This window comes from Mycobacterium colombiense CECT 3035 (assembly GCF_002105755.1).
Taxonomy (GTDB): domain Bacteria; phylum Actinomycetota; class Actinomycetes; order Mycobacteriales; family Mycobacteriaceae; genus Mycobacterium; species Mycobacterium colombiense.
Map to the genome: position 1 here is coordinate 436,266 of NZ_CP020821.1, position 16,927 is coordinate 453,192.

At 70.4% G+C, this 16,927-nt stretch carries 16 protein-coding genes and 3 pseudogenes; 14 read left to right on the plus strand and 5 right to left on the minus strand.

Annotation, left to right across the window (positions count from 1 at the left end; genetic code table 11):
• Window positions 1–98 precede the first annotated feature (98 nt).
• The 10 genes and pseudogenes from thrS to B9D87_RS02375 all read left to right on the plus strand — a co-directional run bounded on the left by thrS (window position 99) and on the right by B9D87_RS02375 (window position 9,816).
• Complete coding sequence (gene thrS / locus B9D87_RS02330) at window positions 99–2,153, plus strand: threonine--tRNA ligase (protein ID WP_007774571.1); 2,055 nt, start codon at window positions 99–101, stop codon at window positions 2,151–2,153.
• A 2-nt stretch (window positions 2,154–2,155) separates the two neighbouring features.
• Window positions 2,156–2,740 (plus strand): ATP adenylyltransferase, encoded by a 585-nt coding sequence (locus B9D87_RS02335; protein WP_007774569.1) that lies wholly within the window; start codon window positions 2,156–2,158, stop codon window positions 2,738–2,740.
• Window positions 2,737–3,378, plus strand: coding sequence for a phosphatidylinositol phosphate synthase (pgsA, locus tag B9D87_RS02340; protein ID WP_007774568.1), 642 nt, complete (start codon window positions 2,737–2,739; stop codon window positions 3,376–3,378). The genes B9D87_RS02335 and pgsA overlap by 4 nt, the downstream gene beginning before the upstream one ends.
• Before the next feature lie 44 nt (window positions 3,379–3,422).
• Window positions 3,423–4,361 (plus strand): phosphatidylinositol mannoside acyltransferase, encoded by a 939-nt coding sequence (locus B9D87_RS02345; RefSeq protein ID WP_007774566.1) that lies wholly within the window; start codon window positions 3,423–3,425, stop codon window positions 4,359–4,361.
• Window positions 4,361–5,485 carry a glycosyltransferase family 4 protein gene (locus tag B9D87_RS02350; RefSeq protein ID WP_007774557.1) on the plus strand — a complete coding sequence of 375 codons (1,125 nt, stop codon included), beginning with the start codon at window positions 4,361–4,363 and terminating at the stop codon, window positions 5,483–5,485. Before B9D87_RS02345 ends, B9D87_RS02350 begins: the two co-directional genes overlap by 1 nt.
• Window positions 5,485–6,510 carry an NUDIX hydrolase gene (locus B9D87_RS02355; protein WP_007774555.1) on the plus strand — a complete coding sequence of 342 codons (1,026 nt, stop codon included), beginning with the start codon at window positions 5,485–5,487 and terminating at the stop codon, window positions 6,508–6,510. The genes B9D87_RS02350 and B9D87_RS02355 overlap by 1 nt, the downstream gene beginning before the upstream one ends.
• A gap of 116 nt (window positions 6,511–6,626) precedes the next feature.
• On the plus strand, window positions 6,627–7,475 hold the full coding sequence (gene pdxS / locus B9D87_RS02360; RefSeq protein WP_231117784.1) for a pyridoxal 5'-phosphate synthase lyase subunit PdxS: 849 nt from the start codon (window positions 6,627–6,629) through the stop codon (window positions 7,473–7,475).
• Between the two features lie 9 nt (window positions 7,476–7,484).
• Window positions 7,485–8,329, plus strand: a pseudogene (tesB, locus tag B9D87_RS02365) (acyl-CoA thioesterase II).
• A gap of 7 nt (window positions 8,330–8,336) precedes the next feature.
• Window positions 8,337–8,930, plus strand: a complete 594-nt coding sequence (gene pdxT, locus B9D87_RS02370) for a pyridoxal 5'-phosphate synthase glutaminase subunit PdxT (protein ID WP_007774545.1) — start codon at window positions 8,337–8,339, stop codon at window positions 8,928–8,930.
• 130 nt (window positions 8,931–9,060) lie between these two features.
• The gene (locus B9D87_RS02375) at window positions 9,061–9,816 is read left to right on the plus strand and encodes a YebC/PmpR family DNA-binding transcriptional regulator (RefSeq protein ID WP_007774544.1); all 756 of its coding nucleotides are present in this window, start codon (window positions 9,061–9,063) and stop codon (window positions 9,814–9,816) included.
• Here the strand turns inward: B9D87_RS02375 and B9D87_RS02380 are convergent, their stop codons facing one another.
• The 5 genes and pseudogenes from B9D87_RS02380 to B9D87_RS02400 all read right to left on the minus strand — a co-directional run bounded on the left by B9D87_RS02380 (window position 9,817) and on the right by B9D87_RS02400 (window position 13,446).
• Window positions 9,817–11,406 (minus strand): polyamine aminopropyltransferase, encoded by a 1,590-nt coding sequence (locus tag B9D87_RS02380; protein ID WP_007774543.1) that lies wholly within the window; start codon window positions 11,404–11,406, stop codon window positions 9,817–9,819.
• Entirely contained in the window at window positions 11,403–11,858 is a 456-nt protein-coding gene (locus B9D87_RS02385; protein WP_007774541.1) for a DUF350 domain-containing protein, read from the minus strand. The genes B9D87_RS02380 and B9D87_RS02385 overlap by 4 nt, the downstream gene beginning before the upstream one ends.
• A gap of 25 nt (window positions 11,859–11,883) precedes the next feature.
• On the minus strand, window positions 11,884–12,315 hold the full coding sequence (locus B9D87_RS02390; RefSeq protein WP_040631650.1) for a DUF4247 domain-containing protein: 432 nt from the start codon (window positions 12,313–12,315) through the stop codon (window positions 11,884–11,886).
• Window positions 12,312–12,817: pseudogene (locus B9D87_RS02395) on the minus strand (DUF2617 family protein). Before B9D87_RS02395 ends, B9D87_RS02390 begins: the two are co-directional and overlap by 4 nt.
• A 17-nt stretch (window positions 12,818–12,834) precedes the next feature.
• Complete coding sequence (locus tag B9D87_RS02400; RefSeq protein WP_007774532.1) at window positions 12,835–13,446, minus strand: DUF4178 domain-containing protein; 612 nt, start codon at window positions 13,444–13,446, stop codon at window positions 12,835–12,837.
• Between the two features lie 179 nt (window positions 13,447–13,625).
• Between B9D87_RS02400 and ruvC the strand changes: the two genes are divergently transcribed.
• From ruvC to B9D87_RS02420, 4 genes and pseudogenes are all read left to right on the plus strand, one after another.
• Window positions 13,626–14,192 carry a crossover junction endodeoxyribonuclease RuvC gene (ruvC, locus tag B9D87_RS02405; protein WP_007774531.1) on the plus strand — a complete coding sequence of 189 codons (567 nt, stop codon included), beginning with the start codon at window positions 13,626–13,628 and terminating at the stop codon, window positions 14,190–14,192.
• Window positions 14,189–14,788, plus strand: a complete 600-nt coding sequence (ruvA, locus tag B9D87_RS02410; protein WP_007774530.1) for a Holliday junction branch migration protein RuvA — start codon at window positions 14,189–14,191, stop codon at window positions 14,786–14,788. The genes ruvC and ruvA overlap by 4 nt, the downstream gene beginning before the upstream one ends.
• A pseudogene (gene ruvB, locus B9D87_RS02415) lies at window positions 14,785–15,833 on the plus strand (Holliday junction branch migration DNA helicase RuvB). Before ruvA ends, ruvB begins: the two are co-directional and overlap by 4 nt.
• 267 nt (window positions 15,834–16,100) lie before the next feature.
• The gene (locus tag B9D87_RS02420; protein ID WP_254425548.1) at window positions 16,101–16,895 is read left to right on the plus strand and encodes a hypothetical protein; all 795 of its coding nucleotides are present in this window, start codon (window positions 16,101–16,103) and stop codon (window positions 16,893–16,895) included.
• Window positions 16,896–16,927: the final 32 nt, after the last annotated feature.

Below are 16,927 nucleotides of genomic sequence, written 5' to 3' on the forward strand. Positions count from 1 at the left end.
CGATCATCGATTTTGGGCGGCTGCTTGACGGCCCTGCTTGCCTCCAGACCGCCCGGATAGCATGGTCGTCGACCCATCGAGCCTTGGAGACCGCCGCAATGACCGCCGCCGCAGAGCCCACACCGCAAGCCCCGATCCGGGTGCCTGCCGGGACCACCGCGGCCGCCGCGGTGGGCGAAGCCGGGTTGCCGCGCCGGGGCACCCCCGACGCGATCGTGGTGGTGCGCGACGCCGACGGCAAGCTGCGCGACCTGAGCTGGACGCCCGACACCGATGCCGACGTCGTCCCGGTGGCCGCCAACACCGAGGAGGGTCGCAGCGTCATCCGGCACTCGGCCGCCCACGTGCTGGCCCAGGCCGTCCAGGATCTGTTCCCCGGGGCCAAGCTTGGGATCGGCCCTCCCATCACCGACGGCTTCTACTACGACTTCGACGTGACCGAGCCGTTCACGCCGGAGGATCTGACGAAGCTGGAAAAGCGGATGCGCCAGATCGTCAAGGACGGGCAGCTGTTCGATCGGCGCGTGTACGCGTCCAAGGACGCGGCGCGCGCGGAGCTGGCCGACGAGCCCTACAAGCTCGAACTCGTCGACGACAAGTCCGGTGATCCCGACGTAATGGAGGTCGGTGGCGACGAGCTCACCGCCTACGACAACCTGAATCCCCGCACCCGGGAACGGGTTTGGGGCGACCTGTGCCGGGGCCCGCACATCCCGACCACCAAGCACATCCCGGCGTTCAAGCTGACCCGGAGCTCGGCCGCCTACTGGCGCGGCGACCAGAGCAACGCCAGCCTGCAACGCATCTACGGCACCGCCTGGGAGTCGCAGGAGGCGCTGGACGCCCACCTCGAGCTGATCGAAGAGGCGCAGCGCCGCGACCATCGCAGGCTCGGGGTCGAGCTGGACCTGTTCAGCTTCCCCGACGAAATCGGTTCCGGTTTGGCGGTTTTCCATCCCAAGGGCGGCATCATCCGTCGCGAGCTGGAGGAGTACTCGCGCCGCAAGCACATCGAGGCCGGGTACGAATTCGTCAACACCCCGCACATCACCAAGGAGCAGCTGTACATCACCTCGGGCCACCTCGAGTGGTACGCCGACGGCATGTACCCGCCGATGCACCTCGACGCGGAGTTCAACGCGGACGGGACGGTGCGCAAGCCGGGGCAGGACTACTACCTCAAGCCGATGAACTGCCCGATGCACCACCTGATCTACCGGTCGCGCGGGCGGTCGTATCGCGAACTGCCGTTGCGGCTCTTCGAGTTCGGCAGCGTGTACCGCTACGAGAAGTCCGGCGTGGTGCACGGGCTGACCCGGGTGCGCGGCATGACGCAGGACGACGCCCACATCTACTGCACCCGAGAGCAGATGCGCGACGAGCTGACCTCGCTGCTGCGCTTCGTGCTGGACCTGCTGGCCGACTACGGGCTCAACGACTTCTACCTGGAGCTGTCCACCAAGGACCCGGAGAAGTACTCCGGCTCCGACGAGATGTGGGACGAGGCCACCGAAGTCCTGCGCGAGGTCGCCGAGGCCTCCGGGCTGCACTTCGTGCCCGACCCCGGCGGCGCGGCGTTCTACGGCCCCAAGATCTCGGTACAGGTCAAGGACGCGCTGGGCCGCAGCTGGCAGATGTCGACCATTCAGCTCGACTTCAACATGCCGGACCGGTTCGAGTTGGAATACACCGCATCCGACGGGTCGCGGCAGCGGCCGGTGCTGATCCACCGGGCGCTGTTCGGGTCGATCGAGCGGTTCTTCGGCATCCTCACCGAGCACTACGCGGGGGCCTTCCCGGCGTGGCTGGCGCCCGTGCAGGCGGTGGGCATCCCGGTCGCCGACGAGCACGTGGAATACCTGGAAAGCGTTGCCGCACAGCTCAAGTCGCACGGCGTGCGTGTCGAGGTCGACACCAGCGACGACCGGATGGCCAAGAAGATCGTCAACCACACCGCCCAGCGGGTGCCGTTCATGCTGCTGGCCGGTGACCGCGACGTGCAGGCCGGCGCGGTCAGCTTCCGTTTCGGGGACCGCACCCAGATCAACGGCGTGCCCCGCGACAGTGCCGTCGATGCGATCGTGAAGTGGATCGCCGATCGCGAGAATGCCGTGCCCACAGCCGAACTCGTGAAAGTGTCAAGTGGTGAGTGACCGTGACTGATCGCGAACCGGCCGAGCGGGACGCCGACGACACCATCCTGGACAGGGGAGTCGGCGAACAGGATCACCTGCAGCGGCTGTGGACGCCGTACCGGATGACCTATCTGGCCGAAGCGCCGATGAAGCGCGACGCCAACTCTTCAGGCAAAAGCGAGCAGCCGTTCACCGACATCCCGCACCTCACCGACGAAGACGGTTTGGTGGTCGCCCGCGGCGAGCTCGTCTACGCGGTGCTCAATCTCTACCCCTACAACCCCGGACACCTCATGGTGGTGCCCTACCGGCGGGTCTCGGAGCTCGAGGACCTGACCGACCCGGAAAGCGCGGAGCTGATGTCCTTCATCCAGAAGGCGATTCGCGTCATCAAGAACGTCTCGCGGCCGCACGGTTTCAACGTCGGCCTGAACCTGGGGACGTCGGCCGGTGGCTCGCTCGCCGAACACCTGCACGTGCACGTCGTGCCGCGCTGGGGCGGCGACGCGAACTTCATCACCATCATCGGCGGGTCGAAGGTGATCCCGCAATTGCTGCGCGAGACGCGCCAGCTGCTGGCCACGGAGTGGACAAATCAACCATGAGCAAAATGCCGTTCCTGTCGCGGGCGGCGTTCGCGCGGCTGACCACTCCCACCGCACGGGCATGCCTGCGGCTGGGATTGACCCCCGACGTCGTCACCGTCCTGGGCACCATCGTCGCGGTGGCCGGCGCGCTGACGCTGTTCCCGATGGGCAAGCTGTTCGCCGGCACGCTGGTGGTCTGGTTCTTCGTCCTCTTCGACATGCTGGACGGGGCGATGGCCCGGGAACGCGGCGGCGGCACCCGATTCGGCGCGGTGCTGGACGCCACCTGCGACCGGGTCAGCGACGGCGCCGTGTTCTGCGGGCTGCTGTGGTGGATCGTCTTCGGCCTGCACGACAAGCTGCTGGCGGTCGCCACGCTGATCTGCCTCGTCACCTCCCAGGTGATCTCCTACATCAAGGCCCGCGCCGAAGCCAGCGGGCTGCGCGGCGACGGCGGCCTGATCGAACGGCCGGAGCGGCTGATCATCGTCCTCGTCGGCGCGGGCCTGTCGGACCTTCCGGTGTATCCGCTGCCGTGGGCGCTGCCGGTGGCGATGTGGGTGCTGGCGGTGGCCAGCCTGCTCACCTGCGCGCAGCGGTTGCACGCGGTGCGCACCTCGCCGGGCGCGACCGACCGGGTGGTGAGCGAGCCGTGATTCCCACTCCGCCGGGCATGAAAATGGTTGGGGCGCAACGCCGGATGGCCCGCCGGCTGGCCGGCCGGGCGATGGGCGGCCTGACGGGCGGGAGGGCGACCGACTGGGCGTACGCGTCCGGCTGGATGGCGGTGCGCGCGATGCCGGAGTTCGCCGCGCGCAACGCCTTTGAGGCGGGCGCGCGTTACGCCGCCCGCGGCGGCGGCCCCGACCAGCTGCGCAAGAACCTGGCCCGCGTGATCGGTGTGCCGGCCGCGGAGGTGCCCGACGCGCTGATGCGGGCCTCGCTGGCCTCCTACGCCCGGTACTGGCGCGAGGCGTTCCGGCTGCCGGGCATGGACCTGGCCGCCGTGGGCCGCGAGCTGCACGACTCCGTCCTGGGCCGGGACCACATCGAGGCGGCGCTGTCCGCCGGCCGCGGCGCGGTGATCGCGTTGCCGCACAGCGGCAACTGGGACATGGCCGGGGTATGGCTGGCGCAGACACACGGCACCTTCACCACCGTCGCCGAGCGCCTCAAACCCGAGTCGCTGTACCGGCGCTTCATCGGCTACCGCGAAGGCCTCGGCTTCGAGGTGCTGCCCCACTCCGGGGGAGAACGGCCGGCGTTCGACGTGCTGTGCGATCGGCTGCGGGACAACCGGGTGGTGTGCCTGATGGCCGAGCGCGACCTCACCCGCACCGGCGTGCAGGTCGACTTCTTCGGTGAGCCCACCCGGCTGCCGGCCGGGCCGGCGAAGCTCGCGATCGCGACCGGGGCCGCCCTGCTGCCGGCGCACTGCTGGTTCGAGGACCGGGGCTGGGGCGTCGACATACAGTCGCCGCTGGATTGCGCCAGCGGCGACGTCAGCGGCATCACCCAGGCGATGGCCGATCAGTTCGAGAAGAACATCGCCACCTACCCCCAGGACTGGCACATGATGCAGCCGCAGTGGCTGGCCGACCTTCCCGAAGCCAAGCAGGCCCGGCTCAAGGACGCCTGATGCGGATCGGGATGGTCTGCCCCTACTCGTTCGACGTTCCGGGCGGGGTGCAGTCGCACGTCCTGCAGCTGGCCGAGGTGATGCGCGCGCGGGGCCACGACGTCAGCGTGCTCGCGCCGTCCTCGCCGCACGCCGCGCTGCCCGACTACGTCGTCTCGGCGGGCAAGGCCGTCCCGATTCCCTACAACGGGTCGGTGGCCCGGCTGCGGTTCGGGCCGGCCACCCACCGCAAGGTGAAAAAGTGGCTCGCCGACGGCGATTTCGACGTGCTGCACCTGCACGAGCCCAACGCGCCGAGCCTGTCCATGCTGGCGCTGAACATCGCCGAGGGCCCGATCGTGGCGACGTTTCACACGTCGACCACCAAATCGCTGACGCTGACGGTGTTTCAGGGCATCCTGCGCCCGATGCACGAAAAGATCGTCGGGCGGATCGCGGTCTCCGACCTGGCCCGGCGCTGGCAGATGGAGGCGCTGGGCACCGACGCGGTGGAGATCCCCAACGGCGTCGACGTCGCGTCGTTCGCCTCCGCGCCGCTTTTGGACGGCTACCCGCGCGCCGGCAAGACGGTGCTGTTCCTCGGCCGCTACGACGAGCCGCGCAAGGGCATGTCCGTGCTGCTCGACGCGCTGCCCGGGCTGGTCGAGCGTTTCGCTGACGTGCAGTTGCTGGTCGTCGGTCGCGGCGATGAGGACCAATTACGGGTCCAGGCAGGCGAATTGGTGGACCACATCCGCTTCCTCGGGCAGGTCGACGACGCCGGCAAGGCCTCGGCCATGCGCAGCGCCGACGCCTACTGCGCGCCCAACCTCGGCGGGGAGAGCTTCGGCATCGTGCTGGTCGAGGCGCTGGCCGCCGGGACCCCGGTAGTGGCGAGCGACCTGGACGCCTTCCGGCGCGTGCTGTGCAACGGTGACGTCGGGTGCCTGGTGCCCGTCGGCGACGGCGACGCGCTCGCCGATGCGCTGATCGCGGTGCTGGAGGATGATGTGCTGCGGGAACGTTATGTGACGGCCGGTTCGGCCGCTGTCCAGCGCTACGACTGGTCGGTGGTGGCCAGCCAGATCATGCGGGTATACGAGACGGTCGCCGCGTCAGGCGCCAAGGTTGAGGTGGCCAGTTGATGACATGGCTGATTGTCGCCATCGCGGTCTTCGTCGCCGTGCTGGCGGTCTTCGGCGCGTGGGCGTACCGGACGGCCAACCGGCTGGACCGCCTGCACGTCCGCTACGACCTGTCGTGGCAGGCGCTCGACGGCGCGCTGGCACGGCGCGCGGTGGTGTCGCGCGCCGTCGCCATCGACGCGTACGGCGGTGCGTCCGAAGGGCGGCGGCTGGCGGCGCTGGCCGACGCCGCGGAAGGGGCGCCGCGGCCCGCGCGGGAGAACGCCGAGAACGAGCTGTCCGCCGCGCTGGCTGTCGTCGATCCGGCGTCGCTGCCGGCCGGCCTGATCGCCGAGCTGGCCGATGCCGAGGCCCGGGTGGTGCTGGCCCGCCGCTTCCACAACGACGCGGTCCGCGACACCCTGGCCCTGGCCGAACGACCCCTGGTGCGGCTGTTCCACCTCGGCGGAACCGCCGCGCTGCCCAGCTATTTCGAGATCGTCGAGCGGCCGCACGCGCTGGCCCACGGCGATCACGGCGTCCTCAACCACCGCACCTCGGCGCGCGTCGTGCTGCTCGACGACACCGGCGCGGTGCTGCTGCTGCGCGGGTCGGATCCCGCGCTGGCCGAGCAGCACGCCCCGAAGTGGTGGTTCACGGTGGGCGGCGAGGTGCAGCAGGGGGAGCGGCTGGCCGAGGCCGCCGCGCGGGAGCTGGCCGAGGAGACCGGGCTGCGCGTCGCGCCGGGCGAGATGATCGGGCCGGTCTGGCGGCGCGACGAGGTCTTCGAATTCAACGGCTCGCTGATCGACAGCGAGGAGTTCTACTTTGTCCACCGCACCCGGCGGTTCGAGCCGTCGCGCACCGGGCGAACCGAGCTGGAACGCAGCTACATCCACGGTCACCGCTGGTGTGACGCTGCTGACATCGCTGCGCTGGTCGCGGCGGGCGAGACGGTGTACCCCATGCAACTATCCGGACTGCTCACCGACGCGGCCGCGCTCGCCGCCGGCCGTACCCCCGGGCCGCTGCTGTCCATCCGCTGACTCCGCGGGCCAAAGCGCCTCATTAGACTGGGTCGACAACGGTTGAAGGAGATCATGCAGTGAGTACCGCCCACCCGAACAACGGGCGAACCGGAACGGCCCGCGTCAAACGCGGCATGGCCGAGATGCTCAAGGGCGGCGTCATCATGGACGTCGTCACCCCCGAGCAGGCCAAGATCGCCGAGGCCGCCGGCGCCGTCGCCGTCATGGCGCTGGAGCGGGTGCCCGCCGACATCCGCGCGCAGGGCGGGGTGTCGCGGATGAGCGACCCGGACATGATCGAGGGCATCATCGCCGCGGTGACCATCCCGGTGATGGCCAAGGCCCGCATCGGCCACTTCGTCGAGGCGCAGATCCTGCAGAGCCTGGGCGTGGACTACGTCGACGAGTCCGAGGTGCTCACCCCCGCCGACTACACCCACCACATCGACAAGTGGAAGTTCACCGTGCCGTTCGTGTGCGGGGCGACCAACCTCGGCGAGGCGCTGCGCCGCATCAGTGAGGGCGCGGCCATGATCCGCTCCAAGGGTGAAGCCGGCACCGGCGACGTCTCCAACGCGACCACGCACATGCGGGCCATCGGCGGCGAGATCCGCCGCCTGACGTCGCTGTCCGAAGACGAGTTGTACGTTGCCGCAAAGGAATTGCAGGCCCCCTACGACCTCGTCGTCGAGGTGGCCCGGGCGGGCAAGCTGCCGGTCACGCTGTTCACCGCGGGCGGCATCGCCACCCCGGCGGACGCGGCGATGATGATGCAGCTCGGCGCCGAGGGCGTGTTCGTGGGCTCGGGCATCTTCAAGTCCGGCGACCCCGCGCAGCGCGCCGCCGCGATCGTCAAGGCGACCACCTTCTACGACGACCCCGACGTGCTGGCCAAGGTGTCACGCGGGCTCGGCGAGGCGATGGTGGGCATCAACGTCGAGCAGATCGCGGAGCCCCACCGGCTGGCCGAACGCGGCTGGTAAAAACAGTCCGTGGCGATCGAAGAGATCCTCGATCTCGAGCAGCTCGAGTTCAACATCTACCGTGGCAGCATCTTCAGCCCAGAGTCGGGCTTCCTGCAGCGCACCTTCGGTGGGCATGTAGCCGGCCAGTCGCTGGTGTCGGCGGTGCGCACCGTGGACCCGCAGTACCAGGTGCACTCGCTGCACGGGTACTTCCTGCGGCCGGGGGACGCCCAGGAGCGCACGGTGTTCATCGTCGAGCGCTCCCGCGACGGCGGCTCGTTCGCCACCAGGCGGGTGAACGCCATCCAGCACGGGGAGATCATCTTCAGCATGGGTGCCTCCTTCCATACCGATCAGGAAGGCATTCACCACCAGGACCCGATGCCGGCCGCGCCGCCCCCGACGGGCTGCCGGGACTGGATTCGATCAAGGTCTTCGACGACGCCGGCTTCAAGCAGTTCGAGGAGTGGGACGTCTGCATCGTGCCGCGCGAGCAGCTGCACCTGCTGCCGGGCAAGGCCTCCCAGCAGCAGGTCTGGTTCCGCCACCGCGACCCGCTGCCGGACGACCCGGTGCTGCACATCTGCGCGCTGGCCTACATGAGCGACCTGACCCTGCTGGGCTCGGCGCAGGTCACCCACCTCGACGTGCGGGAGCACCTGCAGGTGGCCTCGCTGGACCACGCGATGTGGTTCATGCGCCCGTTCCGGGCCGACGAGTGGCTGCTCTACGACCAGAGCTCGCCGTCGGCCAGCGGCGGCCGCGCGCTGTGCCAGGGCAAGATCTTCACGCAGTCCGGCGAGATGGTCGCGGCCGTCATGCAGGAGGGGCTGACCCGCTTCAAACGCGGCTACCAGCCGACCCACCAGTGAGCGCGCCGTGACCGGTCCAAGGATCGGGGTTCTGGCGCTGCAGGGTGACACCCGCGAGCACCTGGCCGCCCTGCGCGAGGCCGGCGCCGAGTCGATGCCGGTGCGCCGGCGCGCCGAGCTCGAGGCGGTCGACGGGCTGGTCATTCCCGGTGGGGAATCGACCACCATGAGCCACCTGCTGCTGGACCTGGGCCTGCTCGAGCCGCTGCGCGGCCTGCTGGCCGACGGGTTGCCGGCCTACGGCGCCTGCGCCGGGATGATCCTGCTGGCCAGCGAGATCCTGGACGCCGGCGCGGGCGGGCGCGAAGCGCTGCCGCTGCGTGCCATCGATATGACGGTGCGACGCAACGCTTTCGGGCGGCAGGTCGATTCGTTCGAGGGCGACATCCCGTTCGTGGGGCTCAGCGATCCGGTGCGCGCGGTGTTCATCCGCGCGCCCTGGGTCGAGCGCGCCGGTGACGGCGTGGAGGTGCTGGCCAGCGCGGCCGGGCACGTCGTCGCGGTGAAACAGGGCCGCAAACTGGCGACGGCGTTTCACCCCGAGATGACCGGCGACCGGCGCATCCACCACCTGTTCGTCGACTTGGTCAGGGGCACCTAGCAGACGCCGAACGTCACGCAGGAGTGACGTTGGGCGGCGACTGCCGCTCTGGCGTGACGCTCGGTGCATCCGACCGTCCACGTAGACTCGTCTGGCCACAAAGACAAGAGGACTTTCAGATAGGACACCGATGAGCGGCCATTCCAAGTGGGCCACCACCAAGCACCAGAAGGCCGTCAAGGACGCGCGCCGCGGCAAGGAGTTCGCCCGGCTGATCAAGAACATCGAGGTCGCCGCCCGTACCGGCGGCGGTGACCCGGCCGGCAACCCGACGCTGTACGACGCCATCCAGAAGGCGAAGAAGACCTCGGTGCCCAACGACAACATCGAGCGCGCCCGCAAGCGGGGCGCGGGCGAGGAGGCCGGCGGCGCCGACTACCAGACGATCATGTACGAGGGCTACGGCCCCAACGGCGTGGCGGTGCTGATCGAGTGCCTCACCGACAACCGCAACCGCGCGGCCGGCGAGGTCCGGGTGGCGGTGACCCGCAACGGCGGCAACATGGCCGATCCCGGATCGGTGTCCTACCTGTTCACCCGCAAGGGCGTCGTCACGCTGGAAAAGAACGGCCTGACCGAGGACGACGTGCTGACCGCCGTCCTCGACGCCGGCGCCGAGGACGTCAACGACCTCGGCGAGAGCTTCGAGATCATCTCCGAGCCGACCGACCTGGTGGCGGTGCGCACCGCGCTGCAGGACGCCGGCATCGACTACGAGTCGGCCGAGGCCAGCTTCCAGCCGTCGGTCAGCGTGCCCGTCGACGTCGAGGGCGCGCGCAAGGTGTTCAAGCTGGTCGACGCGCTGGAGGACAGCGACGACGTGCAGAACGTCTGGACCAACGTCGACCTGTCCGACGAGGTGCTCGCCGCGCTCGACGAGGAGTAGCTAGTCGTATCCGTGCCGCATGTCCTCGACGATGCGCGGATTGTCCAGCGTCGACGGCTCCACCGGGCGCGGGCCGATGTCGCCGCCGAAGACGCACGCCGCGTCGAGCACCTGCTGGTTGAGGTAGCGCAGCGGGGGCGCGTCGGCGGGCACTTTCGGCGTGGGCGCGGCGCCCGCGCGCTGCGCGAGGGCGAATCCCCAGTCGCCGAAGGTGGGCACGTGCGCGTGATACGGCGTGACGGCGTAGCCGGCGGCCCGGATCGTCGACACCGTGCGCCAATACGCCGTCGGGGTGGAGAACGGGCTGCCCGCCTGCACCGCCATCAGGCCGCCGGGAGCCAGCGCGTGGGCGACCAGCGCGTAGAACTCCGTCGAGTACAGCCGCCCCAGCACCGGGGTGTCCGGATCGGGCAGGTCCACGATGACCGCGTCGAAGCGGTCCACGTTCGGCCCGCGCAACCAGTTCATCGCGTCCTCGGTCAGCACCGCCACCCGCGGGTTGTCCAGCGAACCGCCATTGGCGCCGCGCAGCGTGGTGCGCGCGATGTCGATCACCGCGGGGTCGAGCTCGACCTGCACGATCCTGGAAATGCCGGGCTGGCGCAGCAATTCGCGGGCCGCCAGGCCGTCGCCGCCACCGAGCACCAGCACCGAATGGGCGCCGTTGCCCAGGGCGGGGTAGACGAGGCTCTCGGTGTAGCGGTACTCGTCGCGGGTGGAGAACTGCAGGCCGCCATCGAGATACAGCCGGGTGTCGTTGCCGCGACGGGTCACCACGATCTCCTGATAGGCCGTGTGCCGGTAGGCGACGATCGGGTCTGCGTAAAGCCTTTGCCTGCTTGTTGTTTCGACGTCGGCTGAACGCAGCAGCAGGGTGGCGAGCAGCCCCGCGGCGGCGGCCAGCGCGCCCAGCGCAAGTGCCAGCTGCCGCATCGAAACCACTTGGCGCAACAGGAAAATCGCCACCACGGCCGCGGCCGCCAGGTTGATCATGCCGGTGGCCGCCGCACCGCGAATCATCCCCAGTTGCGGCAGCAGCAGGAACGGCCAGACCAGCCCGCCCAGCAGCGCGCCCAGGTAGTCGGCGGCGTTCAGGTTGGCCAGCGTCCGCCCGGCGTCGGCGGGACCCGCCGTCCGGCCGCGTTGCAGCAGCGTCATCAAGAGCGGCACCTCGGCACCGACCAGGGCACCGATCAGCGCCGTGCTCACCGCCAGCACCCAGGTGGAGCCGACCGACCCGTCCAGGAACGCGAACACCACATACAGCCCCGCCGCCGACAGCCCGCCGACGATGCCCAGCAGCGCCTCGACGGCGACGAAGGTGATCGCCGCGTGCGCGAGCAGCGGCTTGACCAGCAGCGCCCCCACGCCCAGCGCGGCGATGTAGCCGGCGACGATCAGCGAGGTGGCCACGATCCCGCCGCCGTCCAGGCTGGCCGACAGCGTCAGCAGCGCGAGTTCGTAGATGATGCCGCACGCCGCGCACGCCGCCACGGCGGCCAGCAACAGCGCCCGCCACCGGCCCGACACCGGCGCGGGTGCCGCCGCCTCGGGCGCCCGCACCTCGCCCTCCGACCCGACGACGCTCATGACACCGCCGCGGCGGTCACCCCTCCGACGGCGAGCAGTATCAGCGCCACCGCGAACGATCCCGGATGCAGCTCCGGCTCGTCGATGTGCTCGTGAAAACTGCCCGGGATCAGCAGGTGCATCGCCAGCAGCGCGACGCCCAGCAGGAGCACGCCCATCAGCCCGTACACCGCAACCCCGACGAGTCCCTGGCCCAGTTGGCTGTAGCTGTTGGCGATGGCGGTGATGATGACGGCCGTCAGGGCGATGTACATCGCGCCCGCGACCACCACGGCGTTGGGCCGGCGGTCGATGAACACCAGCTGGCGCAGCTTTCCCGGGGTCAGGACGTCGACCGCGTAGAACCCGACCAGGAGCACGGCCATGCCGACGACGAAGTACAGGATCGTCGCGACTGCGCCTTTCAGCACGGGATTGAGGTCGACGGTGCCGACCTCGACGGCGAGATACATGGTGTTCTCCTTTGCGGTGGTGCCCTCACTTGGTTCCGCCGGGGCCGCCGGGGGTGCCCCCGGCGCCGCCCGACGGGGATCCCGGGGAAAACCCGGGGCCGAGAAAGATGAAGGCGCCGTGGCTGTATCCGGCGCTCAGCGGTTCGACGCGGATGCTGCACGGGTAGCCGCCGTCGGGGCCGACGATCACGATGTTGTTGCTGTAGCGCAGGTACTCGGTCTTGCCGTTGTCGGCCCGCGCGTCGGGTTCGGCGTAGTCGGCCAGCGTGTCGGCCACCTGATCTGGCGACCCGCTGCACTGGTAGCGAGTCCCGTTCACGTCGCGGGCGTACTCGTGATAGTGGCCGGCGACATACGAGGCAATATTCTTCTGCAGCAACAGGATTCCGAATATCAGACACGTCACGCCGGCCACCCCCAGCACACCGGCGATCACGAACAGGCGGTTGCGGCTCACGGGCGCCACCGGCTGGCCGTGTGCACCACCGTGCCGCCGTTGCCGGGGGACGCCCCGGATAGAGGTGCCAGGTCTGCCAGCGCCAGCCGGCGCCGTCGGGTTCGGCGGCCAGCACGGTCAGCGCGGCGTCATCACCGGGAAACGTGCCACCGAGCCAGCCCGCCCGGTGGGCGCAACGGCCGCGCAGGTCGCGCGCGAGGCGGCGAAAGCTGGCCTCGTCGTGGGTGTCGGTATGGGATTGCAGGCGGTAGCCGGGCGCCTCGGTGCGCGCCGGCAGGTCGGCCCCGAGACTGCGTGCGGTGCAAGAGATCTCCTCGGAAAACGCCTGCTCGACGGCGACGACATGGGAGGCGCCGAGCACACCGAGCAGCAGCGCGGCGCCGCCGTCGGGGTGGTCCAGCCGGCAGCTGGCCAGCGGCGCCGGTACGGGCGCGTTGAGCGCGAGTCCCAGCCGTTCGCCGGATACGTCGGCCGGGGTCACGGCGAGCTGATGGAGGGGCACCGAGGAGACCTCGTGCTCTACGCCGGGGTGGGTGGGGGAGCCGGGTACACGGTGATCTCCCCGGGCGAGACGGACTTGCCCGTCGACACCTCCCAGGGCATGTCCGGGGCCCAGCGCTCGAACGACAGCAGCGCCGACTCGTCGTCGTTGGTGCAGTCGACGAACTCCATCTCGCCGCCGGCCGGCAGGCCGGTGGTGCCCTCGGTCGTGTAGGAGGCGCGGCCGCGTTCGGACTCGTGGAACATCACGCCGTCGACGACGTAGGGGTCGCCGGGCCGCAGCGGCACGTCCTTGCGGGTGACCCACATCGCCAGCTCCAGGCGCCCGTCGTCTTCCTCGACGCTGAACCAGATCGGCTGGTCGCCGCCCTCCAGCAGGTGCTCCCACCAGACGAAGGGGCCCTCGCGGAAGGTGACCGAACCGCGCACGATGTAGTCGATGCCGCCGTAGCTGACGATGGCGCCGGGCCCGAGTTGGCGCGGCCCGAACTGCGGCATCGCGTCGTCGGCCATCGGATCCGGGCGCCCGGCCCGCTGGGCGGGCTGCTTGGGCCGCCGCAAAGCCACCACCAGCACCACGATGGACGCGATGAAGAGCACCACGGCGATCATGACCAGCAGAGATCCCACGCCAACCCCTCCGTTGCCACATTGCTCGAGCGAACGTGGGCTAAAGCTAACAGCTTTTCCCCGGGTTCCGCGCCGTAACGTCGGCGCGGGAATCGGCGCCTCGGCCGCGTGTCCTACCCGGGCCCGTCGGCGCCGGCCGCTAGGGTATCGAACAGCTGTTCTACTAGGTGGGAGCGGGAATGCGGGTGATGGGCGTCGATCCCGGCCTGACCCGATGCGGTCTGTCGGTCGTCGAAAGCGGGCGTGGGCGCACGGTCGTCGCGCTGGACGTCGACGTGGTGCGCACGCCCGCGGACGCCCCGCTGGCCCAGCGGCTGCTCAAGATCAGCGACGCCGTCGAGCACTGGCTGGCCACCCACCGGCCCGATGTGGTGGCGATCGAGCGGGTGTTCTCCCAACTCAACGTGTCGACGGTGATGGGCACCGCCCAGGCCGGCGGCGTCGTCGCCCTGGCGGCGGCCAAGCGCGGCGTCGACGTGCACTTCCACACCCCCAGCGAGGTCAAGGCCGCGGTCACCGGCAACGGTGGGGCCGATAAGGCTCAGGTCACCGCGATGGTCACCAGAATCCTTGCGCTACAAGCGAAACCGTCACCGGCCGACGCCGCCGACGCGCTGGCGTTGGCCATCTGTCACTGCTGGCGCGCGCCGATGATCGCCCGGATGGCCGCTGCCGAGGCGCTGGCCGCCCAGCAGCGACAGAAGTACAAGGCAAAGTTGGACGCCAAGCGCAAGGCCGCGCGATGATCGCCTCGGTGCGCGGGGAGGTCCTCGAAGTGGCGCTCGATCACGCGGTGATCGAGGCCGCCGGCGTCGGCTACCGGGTGAACGCCACGCCGTCGACGCTGTCCACGCTGCGGACCGGGAGCGAGGCGCGGCTGATCACCGCGATGATCGTCCGCGAGGACTCGATGACGTTGTACGGCTTCACCGACACCGATACCCGCGATCTGTTCCTGACGCTGCTGTCGGTGTCGGGGGTCGGGCCGCGGCTCGCGATGGCCACCCTGGCCGTGCACGACGCCGGCGCGCTGCGCCAGGCGCTGCACGACAGCGACGTCACCGCGCTCACCCGGGTGCCCGGGATCGGCAAGCGCAGCGCCGAACGGATGGTCTTGGAATTGCGCGACAAGGTCGGCGTCGGGGTCGCGACCGGGGGAGCGTCGCCGGGTGCGGCCCACAACGGCCACGCGGTGCGCGGGCCCGTGGTGGAGGCCCTGGTCGGGCTCGGTTTCGCCGTCAAGCAGGCCGAGGAGGCTACCGATAAGGTGCTGGCCACCGAACACGACGCCAGCACGGCGGCCGCCCTGCGCGCCGCCCTGTCCCTATTAGGTAAGAAATGACCGACGAGGACTCTTCGGATCGCGAGGTCTCCGGGGCGCTGGCGTCCGGCGAGGCCGACATCGACGTCAGCCTGCGCCCGCGGTCGCTGCGCGAGTTCATCGGCCAGCCGCGGGTGCGCGAGCAGCTGCAGCTCGTCCTCGAGGGCGCCAAAAACCGCGGCGGCACACCGGATCACATTCTGTTGTCCGGTCCGCCGGGGCTGGGCAAGACGTCGCTGGCGATGATCATCGCGGCCGAGCTCGGGTCCTCGCTGCGGATGACGTCGGGCCCGCGCTGGAGCGCGCGGGTGACCTCGCGGCGATGCTGTCCAACCTGGTCGAGCACGACGTGTTGTTCATCGACGAGATCCATCGCATCGCGCGGCCCGCCGAGGAGATGCTGTACCTGGCGATGGAGGACTTCCGGGTGGACGTGGTGGTCGGCAAGGGCCCCGGGGCGACGTCCATTCCGCTGGAGGTGGCACCGTTCACCCTGGTCGGCGCGACCACCCGGTCCGGCGCGCTGACCGGTCCGCTGCGGGACCGGTTCGGCTTCACCGCGCACATGGACTTCTACGAGCCCCCCGAGCTGGAGCGGGTGCTGGCCCGCTCGGCCGGGATCCTGGGCATCGAACTCGGCGGCGACGCGGCCGAGGAGATCGCCCGGCGCTCGCGCGGCACGCCGCGGATCGCCAACCGGCTGTTGCGCCGGGTCCGCGACTTCGCCGAGGTGCGCGCCGACGGCGTGATCACCCGCGATGTCGCCAAGTCCGCGCTGGCGGTCTACGACGTCGACGAGCTGGGCCTGGACCGGCTGGACCGCGGGGTGCTCTCGGCGCTGACCCGCAGCTTCGGCGGCGGCCCGGTCGGGGTGTCGACGCTGGCGGTGGCGGTGGGCGAGGAGGCCACCACCGTCGAGGAGGTGTGCGAGCCGTTCCTGGTGCGCGCCGGCATGATCGCGCGCACGCCCCGGGGCCGGGTGGCCACCGCCAAGGCGTGGACACACCTCGGCATGACCCCGCCGGCCGGGGTCACCGGCCTCGGCCAGGCCGGGCTGTTCGACTAACGGCGGTCGCGAGCGCGGCGGTGGCGGGTCGCGGCCATTTCGCGGCCAAATCGTGACCTTTGCGCCGGCCGGTTCCTGCAATCCTCGGCCGGCGCGGCAGACGGCCTGCTCAGGCCGCCCACGCCGCGGCAGGCCCGGCCGCAACCGCGCCCGCCGGCGGCCGTTTCGGCGGGCCCCAGCAAACACCAACCGGCGCGTGGTCGGTTACACCCCGGCACCGCCGGGTAACCAGCCTCACAACAGTCATACCTGTTTAAGGAGGTTCCGATGAGGACCACGAGCCACGACTACGATCGCCCACGCGCGCTGTACATGCCACGGACCCGCGGCGCGCTAACCGGGTTACTCCTGATTCTTCTGGGTGCGTGGGGTGCGCTGGTCCCGTTCTTCGGACCCAACATCGACTGGGCCTACATGGCCGACCCGGCATGGACCTGGACCACGGCCAAGGGCTGGCTCGAGGTGCTCCCCGGGGCCGCCGCGGCGGTCGGCGGGCTGCTGGTGCTGATGTCCAACAACCGCGCCAGCGCCGTGTTGGGCGGCTGGCTGGCGGTCGCCGGCGGCGCCTGGTTCGTGGTCGGCCGCCCGTTCGCGGCGACGCTCGGTATCGGTGACATCGGTCAACCGATGGCGGCGACGGACCTGAAACGAGCGCTGCTCGAGGTCACCTACTTCACCGGCCTGGGCGCCCTGATCGTGTTCCTGGGCGGTGCCGCGGTGGCGCGCCTGGCTGTTCGGCACGCGCGCGATGTCGTCGCGACGCAGCCGGCGCCGGTGGCGGGCGAGGCCGTTCCGGCGGCCCAACCGGCCATGTACGACGAGACCCGCGGTCCGGTGGGGGCGGACGCCATGGCGGCGCCCGCGAGCGCACCGGTGGCGGCCTGTTCCGTCGGCGCACCGGTGGCGGCCTGTTCCACCGGCACCATCACGCCGGCGCGTAGCGCGCAATCTCCTAGGCGGGAGGCACCGGTAGCCATTGGCTATCGGTGCCTTTTCGCGTCAGGCTGGCCCGGCTCACCGCCGGTCGGTAATGTTCAGCGGCCGGGACAAGCGAAAACGTGACCCCGCTGGCGGGCCGCGACCGGCGAGGAGGA

Coding starts and splice junctions, on each gene's coding strand:
- pgsA (WP_007774568.1), top strand. CDS start 2,737: ATGAGCAAAATGCCGTTCCTGTCGCGGGCGGCGTTCGCGCGGCTGACC.
- B9D87_RS02345 (WP_007774566.1), top strand. CDS start 3,423: ATGGCCCGCCGGCTGGCCGGCCGGGCGATGGGCGGCCTGACGGGCGGG.
- B9D87_RS02350 (WP_007774557.1), top strand. CDS start 4,361: ATGCGGATCGGGATGGTCTGCCCCTACTCGTTCGACGTTCCGGGCGGG.
- ruvC (WP_007774531.1), top strand. CDS start 13,626: ATGCGGGTGATGGGCGTCGATCCCGGCCTGACCCGATGCGGTCTGTCG.
- B9D87_RS02355 (WP_007774555.1), top strand. CDS start 5,485: ATGACATGGCTGATTGTCGCCATCGCGGTCTTCGTCGCCGTGCTGGCG.
- pdxS (WP_231117784.1), top strand. CDS start 6,627: ATGGCCGAGATGCTCAAGGGCGGCGTCATCATGGACGTCGTCACCCCC.
- B9D87_RS02375 (WP_007774544.1), top strand. CDS start 9,061: ATGAGCGGCCATTCCAAGTGGGCCACCACCAAGCACCAGAAGGCCGTC.
- B9D87_RS02380 (WP_007774543.1), bottom strand. CDS start 11,406: ATGAGCGTCGTCGGGTCGGAGGGCGAGGTGCGGGCGCCCGAGGCGGCG.
- B9D87_RS02385 (WP_007774541.1), bottom strand. CDS start 11,858: ATGTATCTCGCCGTCGAGGTCGGCACCGTCGACCTCAATCCCGTGCTG.
- ruvA (WP_007774530.1), top strand. CDS start 14,189: ATGATCGCCTCGGTGCGCGGGGAGGTCCTCGAAGTGGCGCTCGATCAC.
- B9D87_RS02420 (WP_254425548.1), top strand. CDS start 16,101: ATGAGGACCACGAGCCACGACTACGATCGCCCACGCGCGCTGTACATG.
- thrS (WP_007774571.1), top strand. CDS start 99: ATGACCGCCGCCGCAGAGCCCACACCGCAAGCCCCGATCCGGGTGCCT.